Raw genomic sequence first — 16,594 nt, forward strand, 5'->3', positions numbered from 1 at the left:
TACGTAAATAAATATCTATATAATCAATACAAATGAGATCATTAAATCTAATATGGTTGGTAATGGCAGGGTTAATATCTGCTTGTTCAACACAAAATTCAGAAAAAGAACTAGTGGATTTAACGCCGTATGTTAGTACACAAGTGGGATCTTTATCAGACTTTAAATTATCTACAGGTAATACTTATCCAGCTGTGGCTACTCCTTGGGGTATGAATTTCTGGACACCTCAAACAAATAAAAATGGAGACGGTTGGGCTTACATGTACCAAAAAGATAGTATAAATGGTATTAAGCAAACGCATCAGCCTTCACCATGGATTAATGATTATGCTGCATTTTCTATTTTCCCAATGGTTGGTGAAGTGAAATTTAATGAGCAAGAACGTCAGTCTAAATATTCACATGATACAGAGATTGCAAAACCTCATTATTATAAAGCGGAATTAGAAACTTACAATACAACTGTTGAAGTAACTCCAACTACAAGAGGTTCGGTATTTAAGTTTACTTTCCCTAAATCTTCTGAATCAATTGTTCTAATAGATGCCTATCATAAAGGTTCTTTTGTGAAAGTAATTCCTGAAGAGAATAAAATTATTGGTTATGCAAAAAATAACTCTGGTGGCGTACCAGAAAATTTTGCCAACTATTTTGTAGTTCAATTTGATAAGCCATTCAAAAAGCAAGGAACTTGGAATGGTAAAGAAGCGTCAGATGCTTTAGAAGCAAAAGCATATAGAACTGCTGCTTATGTACAATTTGATACGAAAGAAGGTGAAGTGGTAACTGCAAAAGTTGCATCATCATTTATTTCACCTGAACAAGCTCAAATTAACTTAGACAGAGAGATTGGTGATAAAACATTTGCTCAAGTATTTGATGAAGCAAAATTAGAATGGAATACAGAATTTAATAAATTGATGGTAGAAGGTGGATCAGAAAGATCGAAACAAAACTTCTATACGTCTATGTACCGTACTTTACTTTTCCCAAGAAAGTTCTACGAGTATGATGCAAATAATAAATTAGTACATTATAGCCCGTACAATGGTGAAGTAAGAGATGGCTATATGTTTACAGATAATGGTTTCTGGGATACTTTTAGAGCTGTATTCCCTTTCTTTACTGTAATGTATCCTGAAATGGATGGTCATATTATGGCTGGTTTGGTAAACACTTATGATGAAAGTGGATGGTTACCAGAATGGGCGTCTCCGGGTCATAGAGATTGTATGATTGGTTCTAACTCTGCTTCTTTAATTACAGATGCTTACCTAAAAGGTATCAGAGGTTATGATGTGGAGAAGTTGTATGAAGCAATGGTCAAAAACTCTAACCAACAAGGTCCTTTAGGATCAGTAGGTAGAATGGGTGCAGATTATTATAACGAATTAGGCTACATTCCTTATGATGTAGGAATTCATGAAAATACAGCTCGTACATTAGAATATGCTTATGCTGATTTTACAATTAGTAAACTTGCAGAAGCTTTAGGGAAACCACAAGCGGAAATTGATTTGTTTAAAAAGAGAGCAAACAATTATAAAAATGTATTTGATAAGTCAACCAACTTCATGAGAGCAAAAATGAAAGATGGTTCTTGGCAAACACCATTCATTCCTGAAGCATGGGGTGGAGCATTTACTGAAGGTTCTTCTTGGCATTACACATGGTCAGTTTTTCATGATCCAGCAGGTTTAGCTGATCTAATGGGTGGACGTGAGGCATTCGCTGCAAAATTAGATTCATTGTTCTCAACACCATCAATTGCAAACCATGATTATTATGGTTTTGAAATTCATGAGATTACTGAAATGAAAGTAGCTGATCAAAAGCATGGAACAGGTCAATATGCTCATGGTAATCAACCCATCCAACATGGTATTTACTTATATGATTATGTTGGTCAACCTTGGAAAGCTCAAAAGTGGACAAGAAAAGTAATGAAAGATCTTTATAGCCCAACTCCTGATGGTTTATGTGGTGATGAAGATAATGGTCAGACTTCTGCATGGTATGTATTCTCTGCTTTAGGAATGTACCCAGTTGCACCTGGTACAGGTGAATATATCATTGGTTCTCCTGAGTTTGAAAAAGCAACGATGTCTTTAGAAAACGGAAATACATTTACTGTCATTGCTAATAACAATAGCGAGAAGAATGTTTATATTCAATCTGCTAAATTAAATGGCAAGGATTTCAATTTAACGTACCTAACTCATGATCAAATCATGGCAGGCGGTTCTATTGAATTTGAAATGGGTCCTGAACCAAATAAGTCTTGGGGTGCAGCAGTTGAGTCTGCTCCATACTCAATGTCTAGAGAGAAATAACAATACTATTTTATATAGTTAAGGAAGCCTCGGATGAAAGTCCGAGGCTTCTTTTGTTTTAATAGAAATTTCTCAACTTAGGTTTAAGACAAATACCAACACGCACCATTGAAGTGTATTTATCATAATCAATTAGGCTTTCTCCATAGCCATTGTACCATTGTAAGAACAAGTATTGATTATCATTTTTACTTAATTTATAGTTGATTTCTGCTGTTGTATTGAATATGGTAAGATCATCGTTAGGGTTAATCACTAAAGACAACCATAAATTTTCTTTATTATTTCTATAATTCAATGCCAATAATCCATAGCCTCTATAATGAAATAAATCATGATTCTCTTTACTCACCACACCAACCCATAATTTGGCTTGAAAAGTAAAATTATAATTATAAAAGTGCACCCATGAGAATGAAGCATAATTCCAGCTTCGAGAATCTTCTCCATCTAAACCATTTGATTCGTGTTCAAATGATAGCGTAGTGGCTCCAATCAATTTATTGTCGCTAATTACAGGTGTCATTAGTGTTAGCCCAGGTTTATAATTACTTTCCTCAAAAGGAGAAGATTTCTCATAAATATCCCAAAAAGATTTCTGAGTATAGGTTAGATAGAATGAAGTATTAAGTGGTAATTGAGATTTGGTTAATCTCTGACGAATACTAATTTGAAACTTTGCATCAGCGGTAGATTTATTTATTTTTTCATTAGTGGGTACTCCCGTGGTAAAGTAGTTATCATGATACATACCAAAGCTAGGTTGATCATCTATAAGTTGTAGTATTTCTTTATTTTTAATTTCTAAATATTTGGGTTGAGCCACTGAATGAAAATTAAATTCACTTTTATATTGTTTCTTCCAAAGTGACTCTAATACCTTACTTTGTCCAAAAGATAAATGACTAAATCCTATCAGTAGGAATAAAAGGTAGATGTTTCGCTTTTTCATTGTAATTTCTTTAGAGAGTTGTTTTTTTTCTTCTCCAAAATTGTTTGAAAAGCGATTCTTAAAGATGAAGGAAATACGTATTTGGTAAGATTAGGTAATTTACTTAACCTACCTCAGCCTTGTTTAATCTATCTTCTTTTTATATTTGTAGCCTATATAATTGATTTGAAAGTAGACGAATATAAAAGCGATGAACAAAGAAGAACTAAAAGCATATTTACTTGAAGAACAACTTGTAAATATATCAAATGCATTAAAAAATATGTACAGCCGCACTCAGGCTTTTTATTTTCAGGTGACCACCACTTTTACTGTAGCTAAGGATGGTAGATATGAAGTGTCAACGCCAGATAATTTTCCGGTTTTTACACCAAAAGGACAAGGTTTTTTAGAAGATGGTGGAGAATATTTTAAGGGTGAAATGAAATTACGTAATTTAGAAGAGGAGAGCCCATCACAAATGGCAAAAGACTTAATTGATATCACTTTCAAAAATTAATACATGGATTATTATCAAAATAAAGAATCGGTGAATGAATATATTAAAATGGCTGCTGATGTAAATGGTCAAGAGCTTATTGATGTTTTAAAACTTTATTTACCAAAAGGGAAGAGTGTTTTAGAACTTGGAACTGGCCCTGGAACTGATTATCATATTTTAGAAAAAGATTATGATGTAGTGGGTTCAGATTTCTCAGAAGAGTTTCTAAAAAGGTTAAGAAAACGATTTGCAGAAGGAAAGTTTTTAAATTTAGATGCCTCAACTATCGAGACTGATTTATTATTTGATGGTATTTATTCAAATAAGGTGTTTCAACATTTAAATGACGATCAAATAAAATCGTCTATTTATAGACAATTTGAGGTTTTAAATAAAGGTGGAATTGTTTGTCATACTATGTGGTATGGCGAAGGAGACGAGATCTTCAAAGGGATGTTAGTAAATTATCAAGATGAAAAATCATTGATTCAACTTTTTGAACCTTATTTTGAGATTTTGGAGGTCGAAAAATACATGGAATTTGAAGAAGGAGATTCAATAAGATTGGTTGCAAAGAAAAAATAAAAGCTATAAAAAAGTCAAAGGATAAAAGAATGATTGACTTCATTTTGACTTCATACTAAATGAAGTCAAAAATTTTAATTTGTCTTTATAGCGATCAATTAACATTCTTTTTATCATACATGTCTCTATAAATCCCTATCATTCGATTCATTTAATGTGATGTTGATTTATTGTCTAGTATTAGAAAGTATTGTTTTACCCATTTTAGTTTAATTTTAAGATATTGGAAGAAGATATTATTTTCTTTACTAAAGATGATTACTAAAATTTGATCATCAAATGAAGTGCTTCTAATCAATTATTTTTTGATTATATCTTTAAATCAAGTATGAAATTTTTTATTACTATACCCGTATTAATTCTTGGAGTAATGATGTCTTGTCAGCAACCTCCAAAAACAACAACTATCGAAAATGAAGCAACTATTAAAGAAGATTGGGAATCAATCTCACAAGTAAACAAAGAGCCAGACTGGTATAAAGATGCCAAATTTGGAATATATACTCATTTTGGTCCTGTATCAGGTGCTTTTGTAAACATGAAAAAAGATGAATACTTAGGCGGTTGGCATGGTATGTTGATGTATGGCAAAAAAGGAATTCCTAATTGGAAGACAGGAGCGTATCCCAAAAATTCTGATGGTACACCAAGTTATGCACCTACTCCCAATTATTTACATCATGTAAAGCAATTCGGGGATCCGAAAGAATTTGGATATAAATATCTGATAGAAAATTTTAAACCTACAGGATTTGATGCCGAAAAATGGGCTGAATTGTTTAAAATATCAGGAGCAAAATTCGCAGGTCCTGTAGCAATACATCATGATAATTTTGCTATGTGGGATGCAAAATCAACACGTTGGAATTCTATTAATTATGGAGGGGTGGATATTTCTGGTGAATTAAAAAAATCAGTCGAGAAAAGAGGAATGAAGTTTATTGGTTCTTTTCATCATGCTTTTACTTGGAAATATTACGTGCCCGCTCACGAGTATGGAGGTGTTAGTCCAGAAGATTACGATTTATATACTGAACCACATGGTTGGGATAGTAATATGCCAACAGAAAAATACCATCAAGAATGGTGGGCGAAGTTAAAAGAATATATTGATGTGTACCAGCCTGACATTATTTGGTTTGATTGGTGGTTAGAAAACATGGAGGAGAAGTATAGACAAAAATTCTTAGCCTACTATTATAACAAAGCCAAAGAATGGGACAAAGAAGTAGTTGTCATGTTTAAAGAAACCACTTTCCCAGAAACAACTGCGGTTAGAGATTATGAAAGAGGACGTCCTAATCAACCAAAAGAAGATGCTTGGGTAACTGATACATCACCAGGGACATGGTTTTATAGATCAAATGCTAAGTTTGTAACTACAAATGAGTTAGTAGATATTTTGATTGATATTGTTTCTAAAAACGGGAATATGCTTTTAAACGTTCCTCCAGATCCTGATGGTACAATTCCTGAACCAATGGTAAAATTACTTACTGAGATGGGTGGATGGTTAGAAGTAAATGGAGAGGCAATTTATGGTACTCGTCCATGGACAATATTTGGAGAGGGCCCCACAAGAATTGAATCAGGTGGTCATAAAATTGAAAGACAAAAAATTGTATATAAGGAAAATGATATCCGTTTTACAAAAAAGAATGATAATGAATTCTTTGCTTTGGTAATGGATACACCAAAAGGGGAGATCGTTATTGAAACATTAAGTACTAAGTTCGGTGTCTTAAACAACACTATAGAAAAAATCACTCTTTTAGGAAGTAAAGAATCTTTAGAATGGGAAAGAAATGAAAAAGGTTTAATCATTAAAAGACCAAACTCATTCCCAACAAACTTTGCACATGCATTTAAGATTCAATGTGAAGGTTATAAAGAAAATGATATTGGAGGTGATTTAGAGCAAGAGTTATAATTTGAAATCATCATTATTGTAAAAAAGGCGAAGATTTTTCTTCGCCTTTTTTTGATGAGTATTTTATTAAATAAAGAAATAATAATTGTGATAAATATACTTCTTTATTATGTATTACTTTTTCAAAAACTTAAAGTGTTTGATTGTGTTTTTTGTATTTAGAACAAGTGTGTAAATACCATTTTTAAGTGATGAAGTATCTATGACAAACTTATTATTTTCCTTTTGTAGTTTACAGTTATGAACCTGTCCATTTAGGTCATAAATACTAACCGATTCAATAGTATCAACAGCTAAACTTCCTTTTAGAAAAATCTTTCCAGAAGTTGGATTTGGATACAATATCCATTCTTCAGATACGGATAGAGAGTTAGGTGATGATGAATTAAATACTTCAACATCTATTGAAGTGGTAACATCACTATTTTTTAAAGAGGCATAAATACTTGTTTTACCCTTTTTTTGCCCTTTTATTTTTCCACTTGAAGAGACTGATACTATTGTTTTATCTTCACTAAAATATTCAATACCTTGGTGATGGGCATTTTCAGGGAAGATAATGGGGCGAAGTTGACTAGATGTTCCTTTTTTTATTTTGATGTTGTTTTCATCAAAATAAATCGTTTCAGCTTTAATTGTTGCTTTAGGATCTAATGCCATATACCATCCACTACCATAGGTAGAAGCATAATACTTTCCAGGATAGAAATTATTAATAGCAATATCATTTACTCTATCTGATTGACCATTTCCTAAGTTAATTTTTTCCCAACTTTCACCACCATTTTTTGATAGATAGACACCTGGGTTGAAAGTGTTAATTGTGGTATTAGGAAGAGTAGACAGCAATATTATATTAGGATCATAAACAGCCGTTTCTACTCTATAAGTCCAAGGATAATCAAATATTTTATTCCATGTAACCAAATTATCTTCACTTACCCAAAGACCACCATTATCGGCACCTCCATTTTTAGTACCTGAAGTAATATAGACTTTACCATCACCACTAAAATGTATATCATTAATACCTTCAGATTTTGAAATATGTTGAGTTGAAGTTACTTCAGTCCATGAATTTCCTTTATTTAAAGATACAAATAATCCACCGTCTTTATCTTGAACTGCGGCATAAATAGTATTTGAGTTTTGAGGATCTAAAGCAATTTTACAAACATCGGGGTCTTTGGGTAAACCATTATTAATTTCTTTCCAATTGACTCCACCATCAGTAGAACGATGTACTCCAAAACCAGTAATTGTATTGCCAACTAGTTCGATATTCTTACTTCTTCTAGGTACACAGAAGTAAAGATTCTTTGTTTGAACAGGATCAATAGTTAAATGCATTTGATGTACAGATTGATCTCCTCCAGTTTTAGGTAATTCCCATTTTGGTATTGCCACACCTATTGCTTCCCAGGTATTACCACCATCTAAACTTCTCAGACATTCACCCTTATTATGCTGACGGAAGAATAATGCATAATGTTTATTAGTATCATTAGGATCTATGGCATAAGAACTGATAGATTGTTCTGCATCTGTCAAAGATTTATATCGTGCTGCTTGGGCTCCCTTTTTAATATGATTTCCTTCTTCATTAGTGATCCAAAGTGAGTTTTCTCCTGCCATACAAAATACTTGGCCAGGATATTTAGGATGTTGGTAAAACCCATGACCAGGTACATTACTGTTTCCTGCCCCAACAAAATTATCAGATTTAGGTGTAACTTCTATATCATCAATATCAACCCAAGTATCACCTTTATCATAGGACATTAAAGAAACTTTAGCCATGTTAGCATGAAGCACAGTACCATCTGCATTAAATCTAGCAAAATTACTACCCTTTCTTTCGTAATCATCCCTTTTCATCCAATGTTTTAGATAATTCAATTGGATATTATTACCGATAGGATTATTTCTAGAATTCCAGTAATCAGCATCTGGAGAACCTTCTTCCCAATTTTTACCATTTCTCAAAGTGATATACCAATGTTTTCCACCATTTTTTGTTCGCCATATTTGTCCTGGTTTAAAATTATTTTTGGAAGAATTGGAATATTCATTATTCAGATAAATATTATTAACGTCTGTTGGATCTACTTCAATAGTATTAAACCTTTGAGTAATTTTTGTAGGTAGTTTAGGAAATGTAGCTACTGCTTCAGAATAACTCATACCAAAATAAAATGCTACAGTCGTGTAGTAACTCTTTTTGATATTTCGATTTGAATTAAAAAAAGATAAATCTAATGCTAAATCACCATTAATCTTTTGCCATGATTCGCCTTTGTCTGTACTCTTAAAGATGCCGCCTCCAGCATCTGTTACAGTTTGTCCGTCTCGTTTCCAAATAACATTATTAATAACAAATAAAGTAATTTTATTGGTAGATGGATTTAAATGATAGGACATAGCACGCATCACATCGTGGTCAAATCCTTCTGTTTTTTTTATCCATGTTTTACCCGCATCAATACTTTTATAAAATCCTCTGTTAGTATTTGCATAAACAATATTAGAATTGTTAGGGTCTACCAATAGTGTTTCCACTTCAGTTTTTGCATGAATACCGTTATTCATTAACTTCCAAGAAATTCCTTTATCAGTGGATTTCCAAATTTTTCCTTGACTAGCAGAGCTTAAATAAGTACCGTGAGGTTGCTCTTTTGAAAATAGTACCCTTGCATAATCTCTCATTCTTCCTCCTCCAGCATACCAAATTTCATCATTTTTTGGATCAACTGTAATACAAGAAATAAAACGTTTATTAAATTGAGAATTTTTAATTAATTTCCAAGATTTACCCTTATCTAATGATTTATAGATACCTAGATTTCTTTTGTCAGTTGCAAAACCAAAATTTGCATTCTGTCTAGAGAAATCAATGCTATAAAATTCTCTTGGTCCTCTTTCTCCCGAATCAAAACCTTTGGCATCTTCATTCAAAAGTGTTTCATAAGATTTTCCTTTATCAGTGGTTCTGTAGACATTCCCCATATTTGGACCAATATAGAGGGTGTTTTTATCAGTAGGGTGCCAAAAAGCGACTTTATTGTTGCCACTCATCCCAGGTCCAAATTGTACCCATTTAATATCTGGGTTCGATTTTATTGTTTTAGTTTTTAGTTCTTGAAAGAAGTCGTTTGCCAATTTTTTCACTTCAAAATTATCAACAAATAATTCTCCTTTGCCGTTAGAATTTGGATGATACGAAAACAGAATATAACCATTATCATCATTTTTAGTAGGTGTAAAACTAAATTTGACCTGTGTCCATTCTGAATTATCTAAAGGATCAAAGTTGATTTGACCGATTTTACTTCCATCACCTCCAAAGAATTTGATATTAGATTTTCTATTATTAATAGATTTGATATTCTTATAATAGAATGAGATCTTATATACTTTTCCGGCTTCCCATTTAATATTTTTAGAGGTAGTGAAATTGACCTTTTGATTTGCATCATTAAATCGAAAGTGACATGATTGTAGTCCTTTAAAAACGTCATCTGATGATCTTTCGAATAGTGGCAAACCAGTATAAGTAACTGACGACCATTCAGTATCTAATTCCTTTTCAAATCCTGAAAAAAATATTTTTTCATTTTCTTCTGCCCAAACAGTTTGATAATGGCATAGCATTATTATAAAAAGGGTCAGAAAATTTAATTTAAAGTAGTTGCAGTTTTTCTGTTTCATTTTAATTTTTTTAAGTAAACATTTACATTTCATTCATGTAGTAAATAGGTTGTTTTTATTATTTATGAAGAGGTGATTTTTTTAAATCAGGATTCCATAATAATGAAATCCTGATTTGAAATTAATTGTGATTAACAATTCAATTATTCTACATGTTCAGTAAATACCATATGATCAATCAATAGCTGAGCCGTCTCATCTGGTTCTGCTATCAGATCAAATTGTATGTACGCCTGGATGAAATCTTTTGGAATTGATTCATTAGAGTACCAAGTAATTTTAACCCATTCACCATCTATCAAATTACTATGAAGAGATTTATTAACACTGTTACCAGATTCTTGGTCTTTAATAGATACTTTTAGTGTGCGTATATTACCAATAGCTTTTGCATAGAATTCAAAAGTATACTTCTTTTCAGTACTTATTGGGAAGTAGTCATCTGTCATTTCAATACTTAGCTTTGATCCATTTCCATTTTTATGAGTATATGGGTCAAAGTTGACGGCTAAGAAGTAATCTCCATCTACTGCAATAGAAGGATCTTTTAATACTTTCATACCTCCACTACCAATCCATTTTCCATCATTAAAAGGAGCGTACGTACCATTTTCGAAGCTGCCATTAGTAAAAAAGTTATGCTGATAACCTTCAACTTTTACATCAGTAAACTCTTCTAAAAGAACACCATCTACTGAGATGATATCACCTGATTGATTGGCTTGTTTATACGTCACAAATAGACTTGAGAAATTAGGGTCTACAAATAAAATAATCGTATTATTTAATTCATTTGATACCGTAAGGTGATTAATAGTTTGTACTTCACCTAGTGCATCAGTCACTTTAAAGTTATTGATGGTATTATCATTAATTTCATCAACATTTAAATCCCTATTTAACTTTACAAAAATATTACCGTTAGCATCTTGAGTGAGTTGGTCAAGTACGTAGGGAATCGAAGAAGGAACTACTTCTATCAATGCTGTTTTTGTAATTTCTCCTTTTTTTCCACTTATAGGTTCTTTACGAGAAGCTGTTAAAGTAACATCATACGTACCTGGAGTTACGAATTCCATTCTTGCTAAAGAATCTTTAAATTCACCATTCACGTCAGCATTCCATTCAAATACATCAGGGAACCCTTCACTAGTACTTTTAAAAGTGATAAATGTACCAGATTCAATGGTATATTTTCCATTAGTCTCTTTAAAGTCACCTTCGATATTGGCAACTTCAAAATCTGCCGTAACCACAGAATCAAAGACAGCTACATTAAAAGTAGTATCATAATTTAAAGAAGGATCTCCAAAGTCTAACGTTACTTTTACCGGGACAATACCTGTCTCTTTAAATTGAACATGTGCAATATGTTCTGTCAAAACAGAATCGCCATTATTGGTGAAAAAAGAAGGTCCATTAACGGTCCATTCTCTTACATATTCACCTCTTGAGGCATCCGTAAAAGAATAACTTTTTCCGATAGTAGTAACCAAATCATTACTTGAAGATACAGTACTGAATATATATATATCAGTAATTTTATCGTATTCGAATTCTGGCTTACAAGAAAAAACAGAAATAAGACAGAATAGAATGGCAAAGATGCTTTTCTTATATATTTTCATCTGATATCAATTTAAATATTCGGATTAGATAATACTTCGTCTATTGGAATAGGGAAGTAGTTGTGGTAGTCAGGTGTATATGAAGCCGCAGCATCTTGGAATTCCTGAAGCAATCTTTCGCCGTTAGGCCCCTCAGTGGCATCATCAGGTAATATGTAAAGTATTTTTTTCCTCATGTAATACTTCTTTTTCGATAAACGATCATACTGTTCTTTAATAATTCCCCAACGTCTCATATCGACCCAACGGGTGTCATGGCCTTCATACATTAGCTCTAATGGTCTTTCAACATACATTAAATGATCCATAACTTTTTCTGCAGTATTGTATTCGTTGTGATCTAATGGAACCACCGCAGAACGACTTCTTACTCTATTGATATAATGTACTGCTTCAAAAGTACCTGCACTACCAGTAGTTTGTATTAAACATTCAGCATATAAAAGGTATACATCGGCTAAACGGATGACTCTTTCGTTAATTCCAGAAATTTCCTTTGTACCAAATGATTCGTATTCGTCCCACCAATTTTGGAATTTTCTCATATAAGATGATTCTCTGTTTTTGAAAGTACCATGAACATCAGTAGGACGTTTTTGATAATATTCATAATCATCGTCTGCCATTACAATAGAATTTTGAGACCTGATAGAATGTTTTAATCCCTCATTTCTCACATCAGTAGAATCCATTTCATCATTCTGAAAAAGAATGGTTAACCAGTAAGACGGCATAGATAAACGACTACCATTTGCTCCACTAGGAGCCATATATACTCCGCGTCTTGTTCCTTCTGTACCTGTAGGACCATCTATAATTACACCTCCACCATTCGGTTTTTGTGTATCAGAGAAAGAGACTTCAAAAATTGATTCAGAATTAAACTCATGTTCAATATCAAAGTTCCAACTAATTTCAGGTGTAAGGCTATATAAATCTTCTCTATCAATTATTTTCTTAAACTCATTTTGAGCTTTAGTATAGTCTAGAGCATTTAAATAAGCCTGTCCGATAAATGCAGTTGCAGCACCCCAAGTTGCTCTGCCTAAATAATTTTCTTCCCAAGTCTCAGGCAACCTTTCTTGTGCATAAGTAAGGTCACTTAGAATTTGTTCAAAGACCTCTTCTTTTGGGCTCAATGCTTTAGAAATGTCTTCTTTATTTTTTGCAACTGTAGTATGCAAAACAATTGATCCATCATTGTAAGTGCTGTAAAGCCAATAAAAACAAACTCCACGTATAAAGTGTGCTTCCGCTAAAAACAACTCTTTGCTTTCATCACTTATGTCTTGAATTTCAGGGACTTTATCAATAATTTGATTAGCTCTGAAAACAGTGGTGTAAAGATCGGCCCACTTTAATTTTACAATACTGGTATTATCGTTAAATAATAATTTTGATAATTCAACGTACTGATCATTCCAAATACTTGGTCTGCCAGTATCTGACCTTGTTGGCATAGAAGCAGCAGAGTTTCCTCCCAGAGAGCCATGGTTTTGCAACCCACTGTATGCTGCCATTACACCCATTAAAGCTTCTTTCTCATTTTTCCAGAATTCTCTTTCTTCAAGGGTATTTTGATTTTCAATATCGAACCAATCAGAGCATCCTATTAATGAAATGCTGATTAGTAATCCTAAGCTTATTTTTATTAGATGTTTCATTGTTGTTTAATTTAGAATTGTAATGAAATACCTGCTCTATAAGTTGATGCAACTGGGTATTTACCCGTATCAACACCACGATAGAAAACATTTTTAGATCCAATTTCAGGGTCATAACCTGTGTAATTTGTAAATACAAAAGGATTTTGAGCACTTACATACATTCTAAAATTGCTGATACCTGCTTTAGCCATTACTTTCTGTGGTATTGAGTAACCTAATGTGATGTTTTGAATTTTTAAATAAGAACCATCTTCCAAGAAGTAATCCGAGTACGTTCTAGTATTCATGTGAGTAGAACTTCTTCTTGGTGTTGGAACATTAGAAGTCGGGTTTTCTGGAGACCATGCATTTACTAATTCTTTACTAGTCTTCTGACTATAAGCATAAGCTTTAGAACCGTTATAGATTTTTGCTCCATAAGAACCGAATAACATAATGCCTAAATCAAAACCTTTGTAGGCTAGGTTTAAAGACAAGCCAGCTTCCCATAACGGTGTTCCACTACCTTGATATTCTCTATCTTTTTGATCAATAACACCATCATTATTTACATCGACATATTTTAAATCTCCAATTTTTGCAGTTGGAATCATCTTTTTATATTCTATCAATTCCTCTTGTGTTTTGATGGTGCCATCTGTTGGAATTAAGAAGAAAGCTCCTGCTTCATAACCTGGAATCAAGAAGGTTGTAGGTTCAGATGCATTACCAAGCGGGCGTCCTCCTGGCACAGATTCCATGGTGGGTGCTAAGGCGGTGACTTCGTTAAAGTTTCTTGTAAATGTACCGTTTAAAGTTACTTTTACTTTGTTGATGTGCGTGTTGTAACCTAATCCTAATTCAATTCCTTTATTAGTTAAGTTGCCAACGTTTTGCCACATTTTGTTGTAATTACCTACGATTGTTCCACCAGCAGATGGAGGGAGTTCTACAGGAAGTAACATGTTTCTTTTTTCGGAACGATAAAAATCTAAATTGAAAAATACTTTACCTGAGAATAGCTCACCATCTAACCCTATATTTTGAGAAATATTTGTTTCCCATGTAATGTCTTCATCCACATAAGTTGGATTTGAAGCACCAGGATATAAAATGTCATTTTCACCAACACCTAAAACATAATCAATTTGAGGAGTCACAATAGCCACATAAGGAAGGTCTGCTAATAAATTACTTAAACCTTGTCCTGCTTTATCACTACCTGTTTCACCATAACCAATTCTTAGTTTTAAGTTACTAAAAGTAGGTTTTAATGCATCAAAGAAGCTTTCTTCTGATATATTCCAACCAGCAGAAAAAGATTTGAAGTTACCCCAATTATTTTTAGGGTGGAAACGTGACGACCCATCACGTCTAATACTAGCAGAAACCATGTACTTTCCAGCGTAACTATATTGTATTCTTCCAAGTAAACCAATATTAGAACTAGCGGCATAACGTTCGTCAATACCTCTTACTTCTTGTGCTACACCAAGATTAGGGATGTTATTAGGCATATCAATCGCATGTACAGATTGACGTCTTTGTTCTGCCGTCTCCCAAGTATTACCCGCTAATAGTGATAAGCTGTGCTTTCCCCATTTTTTATTGTAGGTAGCGGTATATTCCTGAATTGTTCTCAGACTATATGTATCAGTTAATCTAAGCTCGTTTAAAGGATTTGATGCTCGTGCATTGTATTCCCCGTTACCATTGTATACATCAAATGTAGGGGTAAACCATTTAGTGTGGCCAGAACTATAAGAACCACCAATGTTAGCATTTAACTTAAGTCCTTTAAGTAATTCATAAGTGAATTTAGCATTACCATTATAATTGTTTCCTCTTGTCTCATTTGTTTCATTGATTCTAGAAAGTAAATTTGACATTCTTTCAGGATTTGAGCCTTCAATCACATATTCATCACCTCTATTTATACCTGGACGGTAAGGGTCCTGACGTAATGCTTGATACTGAATATTAGCAGGAGGGTTGTCTTTATAACTATTTTGATAACCCAAATTGACTTGAACTTTCAATTTATTTTTTTCGAAAGTGGTATTTGCTCTCAAAGTTTTTCTTTGATAAGCAGAAGAGATCTGAATACCTTGTTGGTCAAACAAAGTACCAACAACAGAATAGGTAAGGTTATCCGAACCTCCCGATAATCTCAAGGAATGATTTTGTATTGGAGCCATATCTACTTGAAGTTCCTTCAACCAATCTGTATTGTAATACATTGCATTAGGGTTGTTTTCCAAAGGGTTTGGTGTAGTGGGATCTCCTTTCCACATTAAGTGATTGATGTACATAGCATCCGTAGAATTGGCTAAATCAATATCAGAGACGATTTTTTGCACACCATAATAAGAGTCTAAAGCTACTTTCATAGTTCCTCTTTCACCTCTTTTTGTTGTGATTAATACCACACCAGCAGAAGCTCTAGAACCATAAATTGCAGCTGAAGCACCATCTTTTAGCACTTCAATAGATTCAATTTCTTGAGGAGCAATGTTAGGGTTTGTGGTATATGTAACACCGTCTACCACATAAAGAGGTTCAGAACCACCATCTTGAAAAGAGGATATACCTCTAATAGTAATTGTCGCATTCTCACCAGGGGCACCTGATTCTGAGCTTACACTAACACCGGCCATTTGTCCTTGAATTGCAGTCGCTAAATCAGAAGTAGCCAAAGAATTGATTTGTTCTGATTTCACTTGAGCCACAGAACCAGTGACTTCTCTTTTTTCTTGTTGACCATAGCCAATCACTACTACTTCATCTAATGCTTCCGTATCATAGTTCATACGAAGGTTTAAATTAGACTCACTAGATACTTCTAACTCAAAAGGTATGTATCCGATAGAAGAGAAAACTAAAACGGTTTTTTCTTTTTGAATAATCATTTTGAATTTCCCATCAAAATTGGTCACTGTACCAATATTTGTGCCTTTAATCAAAATGTTAACTCCTGGTATTGGAGCATCGTCTTCATCTACAATAAATCCTTCTGCAACAAAAGATTTCTGAGCATACGTATGTGCTGTAAAACCTAGAGTAAAGAAGAGACTTAAAAAGAAGACTTTCTGAAATAGTAGTTGATGAATTACAGATAATTTTCCTTTCATTTCATAAAAAGTTTATTTGAAATAATGACTCGAAGGTAAGCGTACTCTTTACACCTATTGCGTACTAATACTCCTAAAAAATGGGGGGGGTAAATATGTTTAAAGTAAAAAAAAAAATTCTGCAAGTAGTAGCAATAAATTTATCCCCCCCCTCATTGGTTCTTTGAAGATTAGTTTTATTTCAAGTTAAAACGCTG

At 33.2% G+C, this 16,594-nt stretch carries 9 protein-coding genes; 4 read left to right on the plus strand and 5 right to left on the minus strand.

Annotated features, from left to right (window positions below; genetic code table 11):
- Positions 1-32: 32 nt before the first annotated feature.
- The gene (locus tag NH26_RS21125) at positions 33-2,336 is read left to right on the plus strand and encodes a GH92 family glycosyl hydrolase (protein ID WP_052432152.1); all 2,304 of its coding nucleotides are present in this window, start codon (positions 33-35) and stop codon (positions 2,334-2,336) included.
- A gap of 58 nt (positions 2,337-2,394) precedes the next feature.
- On the opposite strand, the gene NH26_RS21130 is transcribed toward NH26_RS21125, so the two are convergent.
- Positions 2,395-3,288, minus strand: a complete 894-nt coding sequence (locus NH26_RS21130; protein ID WP_044226296.1) for a phospholipase A — start codon at positions 3,286-3,288, stop codon at positions 2,395-2,397.
- Positions 3,289-3,478: 190 nt separating this feature from the next.
- Between NH26_RS21130 and NH26_RS21135 the strand changes: the two genes are divergently transcribed.
- The 3 genes from NH26_RS21135 (at position 3,479) to NH26_RS21145 (ending at position 6,284) form a co-directional block, all read left to right on the plus strand.
- Positions 3,479-3,787, plus strand: coding sequence for a hypothetical protein (locus NH26_RS21135; protein WP_044226297.1), 309 nt, complete (start codon positions 3,479-3,481; stop codon positions 3,785-3,787).
- 3 nt (positions 3,788-3,790) lie between these two features.
- Entirely contained in the window at positions 3,791-4,354 is a 564-nt protein-coding gene (locus NH26_RS21140) for a class I SAM-dependent methyltransferase (RefSeq protein ID WP_044226299.1), read from the plus strand.
- A 328-nt stretch (positions 4,355-4,682) separates the two neighbouring features.
- Positions 4,683-6,284 carry an alpha-L-fucosidase gene (locus NH26_RS21145; protein ID WP_052432153.1) on the plus strand — a complete coding sequence of 534 codons (1,602 nt, stop codon included), beginning with the start codon at positions 4,683-4,685 and terminating at the stop codon, positions 6,282-6,284.
- 114 nt (positions 6,285-6,398) lie between these two features.
- On the opposite strand, the gene NH26_RS21150 is transcribed toward NH26_RS21145, so the two are convergent.
- The 4 genes from NH26_RS21150 to NH26_RS21165 all read right to left on the minus strand — a co-directional run bounded on the left by NH26_RS21150 (position 6,399) and on the right by NH26_RS21165 (position 16,397).
- Positions 6,399-9,935: a VPS10 domain-containing protein gene (locus tag NH26_RS21150; RefSeq protein ID WP_044226301.1), complete on the minus strand. Its 3,537-nt coding sequence runs from the start codon at positions 9,933-9,935 to the stop codon at positions 6,399-6,401.
- 200 nt (positions 9,936-10,135) lie between these two features.
- Complete coding sequence (locus tag NH26_RS21155) at positions 10,136-11,620, minus strand: hypothetical protein (protein WP_044226304.1); 1,485 nt, start codon at positions 11,618-11,620, stop codon at positions 10,136-10,138.
- A gap of 11 nt (positions 11,621-11,631) precedes the next feature.
- On the minus strand, positions 11,632-13,284 hold the full coding sequence (locus tag NH26_RS21160) for a RagB/SusD family nutrient uptake outer membrane protein (RefSeq protein ID WP_044226307.1): 1,653 nt from the start codon (positions 13,282-13,284) through the stop codon (positions 11,632-11,634).
- 11 nt (positions 13,285-13,295) lie between these two features.
- Complete coding sequence (locus NH26_RS21165) at positions 13,296-16,397, minus strand: SusC/RagA family TonB-linked outer membrane protein (protein WP_044226309.1); 3,102 nt, start codon at positions 16,395-16,397, stop codon at positions 13,296-13,298.
- Positions 16,398-16,594: the final 197 nt, after the last annotated feature.

The sequence above is a fragment of the Flammeovirga pacifica genome (assembly GCF_000807855.2).
Classification (GTDB): domain Bacteria; phylum Bacteroidota; class Bacteroidia; order Cytophagales; family Flammeovirgaceae; genus Flammeovirga; species Flammeovirga pacifica.

Excerpts from the sequence above, each read along its gene's own strand:
- NH26_RS21160 (WP_044226307.1), bottom strand. The coding sequence starts at position 13,284 with ATGAAACATCTAATAAAAATAAGCTTAGGATTACTAATCAGCATTTCA.
- NH26_RS21165 (WP_044226309.1), bottom strand. The coding sequence starts at position 16,397 with ATGAAAGGAAAATTATCTGTAATTCATCAACTACTATTTCAGAAAGTC.
- NH26_RS21150 (WP_044226301.1), bottom strand. The coding sequence starts at position 9,935 with ATGCTATGCCATTATCAAACTGTTTGGGCAGAAGAAAATGAAAAAATA.
- NH26_RS21135 (WP_044226297.1), top strand. The coding sequence starts at position 3,479 with ATGAACAAAGAAGAACTAAAAGCATATTTACTTGAAGAACAACTTGTA.
- NH26_RS21130 (WP_044226296.1), bottom strand. The coding sequence starts at position 3,288 with ATGAAAAAGCGAAACATCTACCTTTTATTCCTACTGATAGGATTTAGT.
- NH26_RS21145 (WP_052432153.1), top strand. The coding sequence starts at position 4,683 with ATGAAATTTTTTATTACTATACCCGTATTAATTCTTGGAGTAATGATG.
- NH26_RS21155 (WP_044226304.1), bottom strand. The coding sequence starts at position 11,620 with ATGAAAATATATAAGAAAAGCATCTTTGCCATTCTATTCTGTCTTATT.
- NH26_RS21125 (WP_052432152.1), top strand. The coding sequence starts at position 33 with ATGAGATCATTAAATCTAATATGGTTGGTAATGGCAGGGTTAATATCT.
- NH26_RS21140 (WP_044226299.1), top strand. The coding sequence starts at position 3,791 with ATGGATTATTATCAAAATAAAGAATCGGTGAATGAATATATTAAAATG.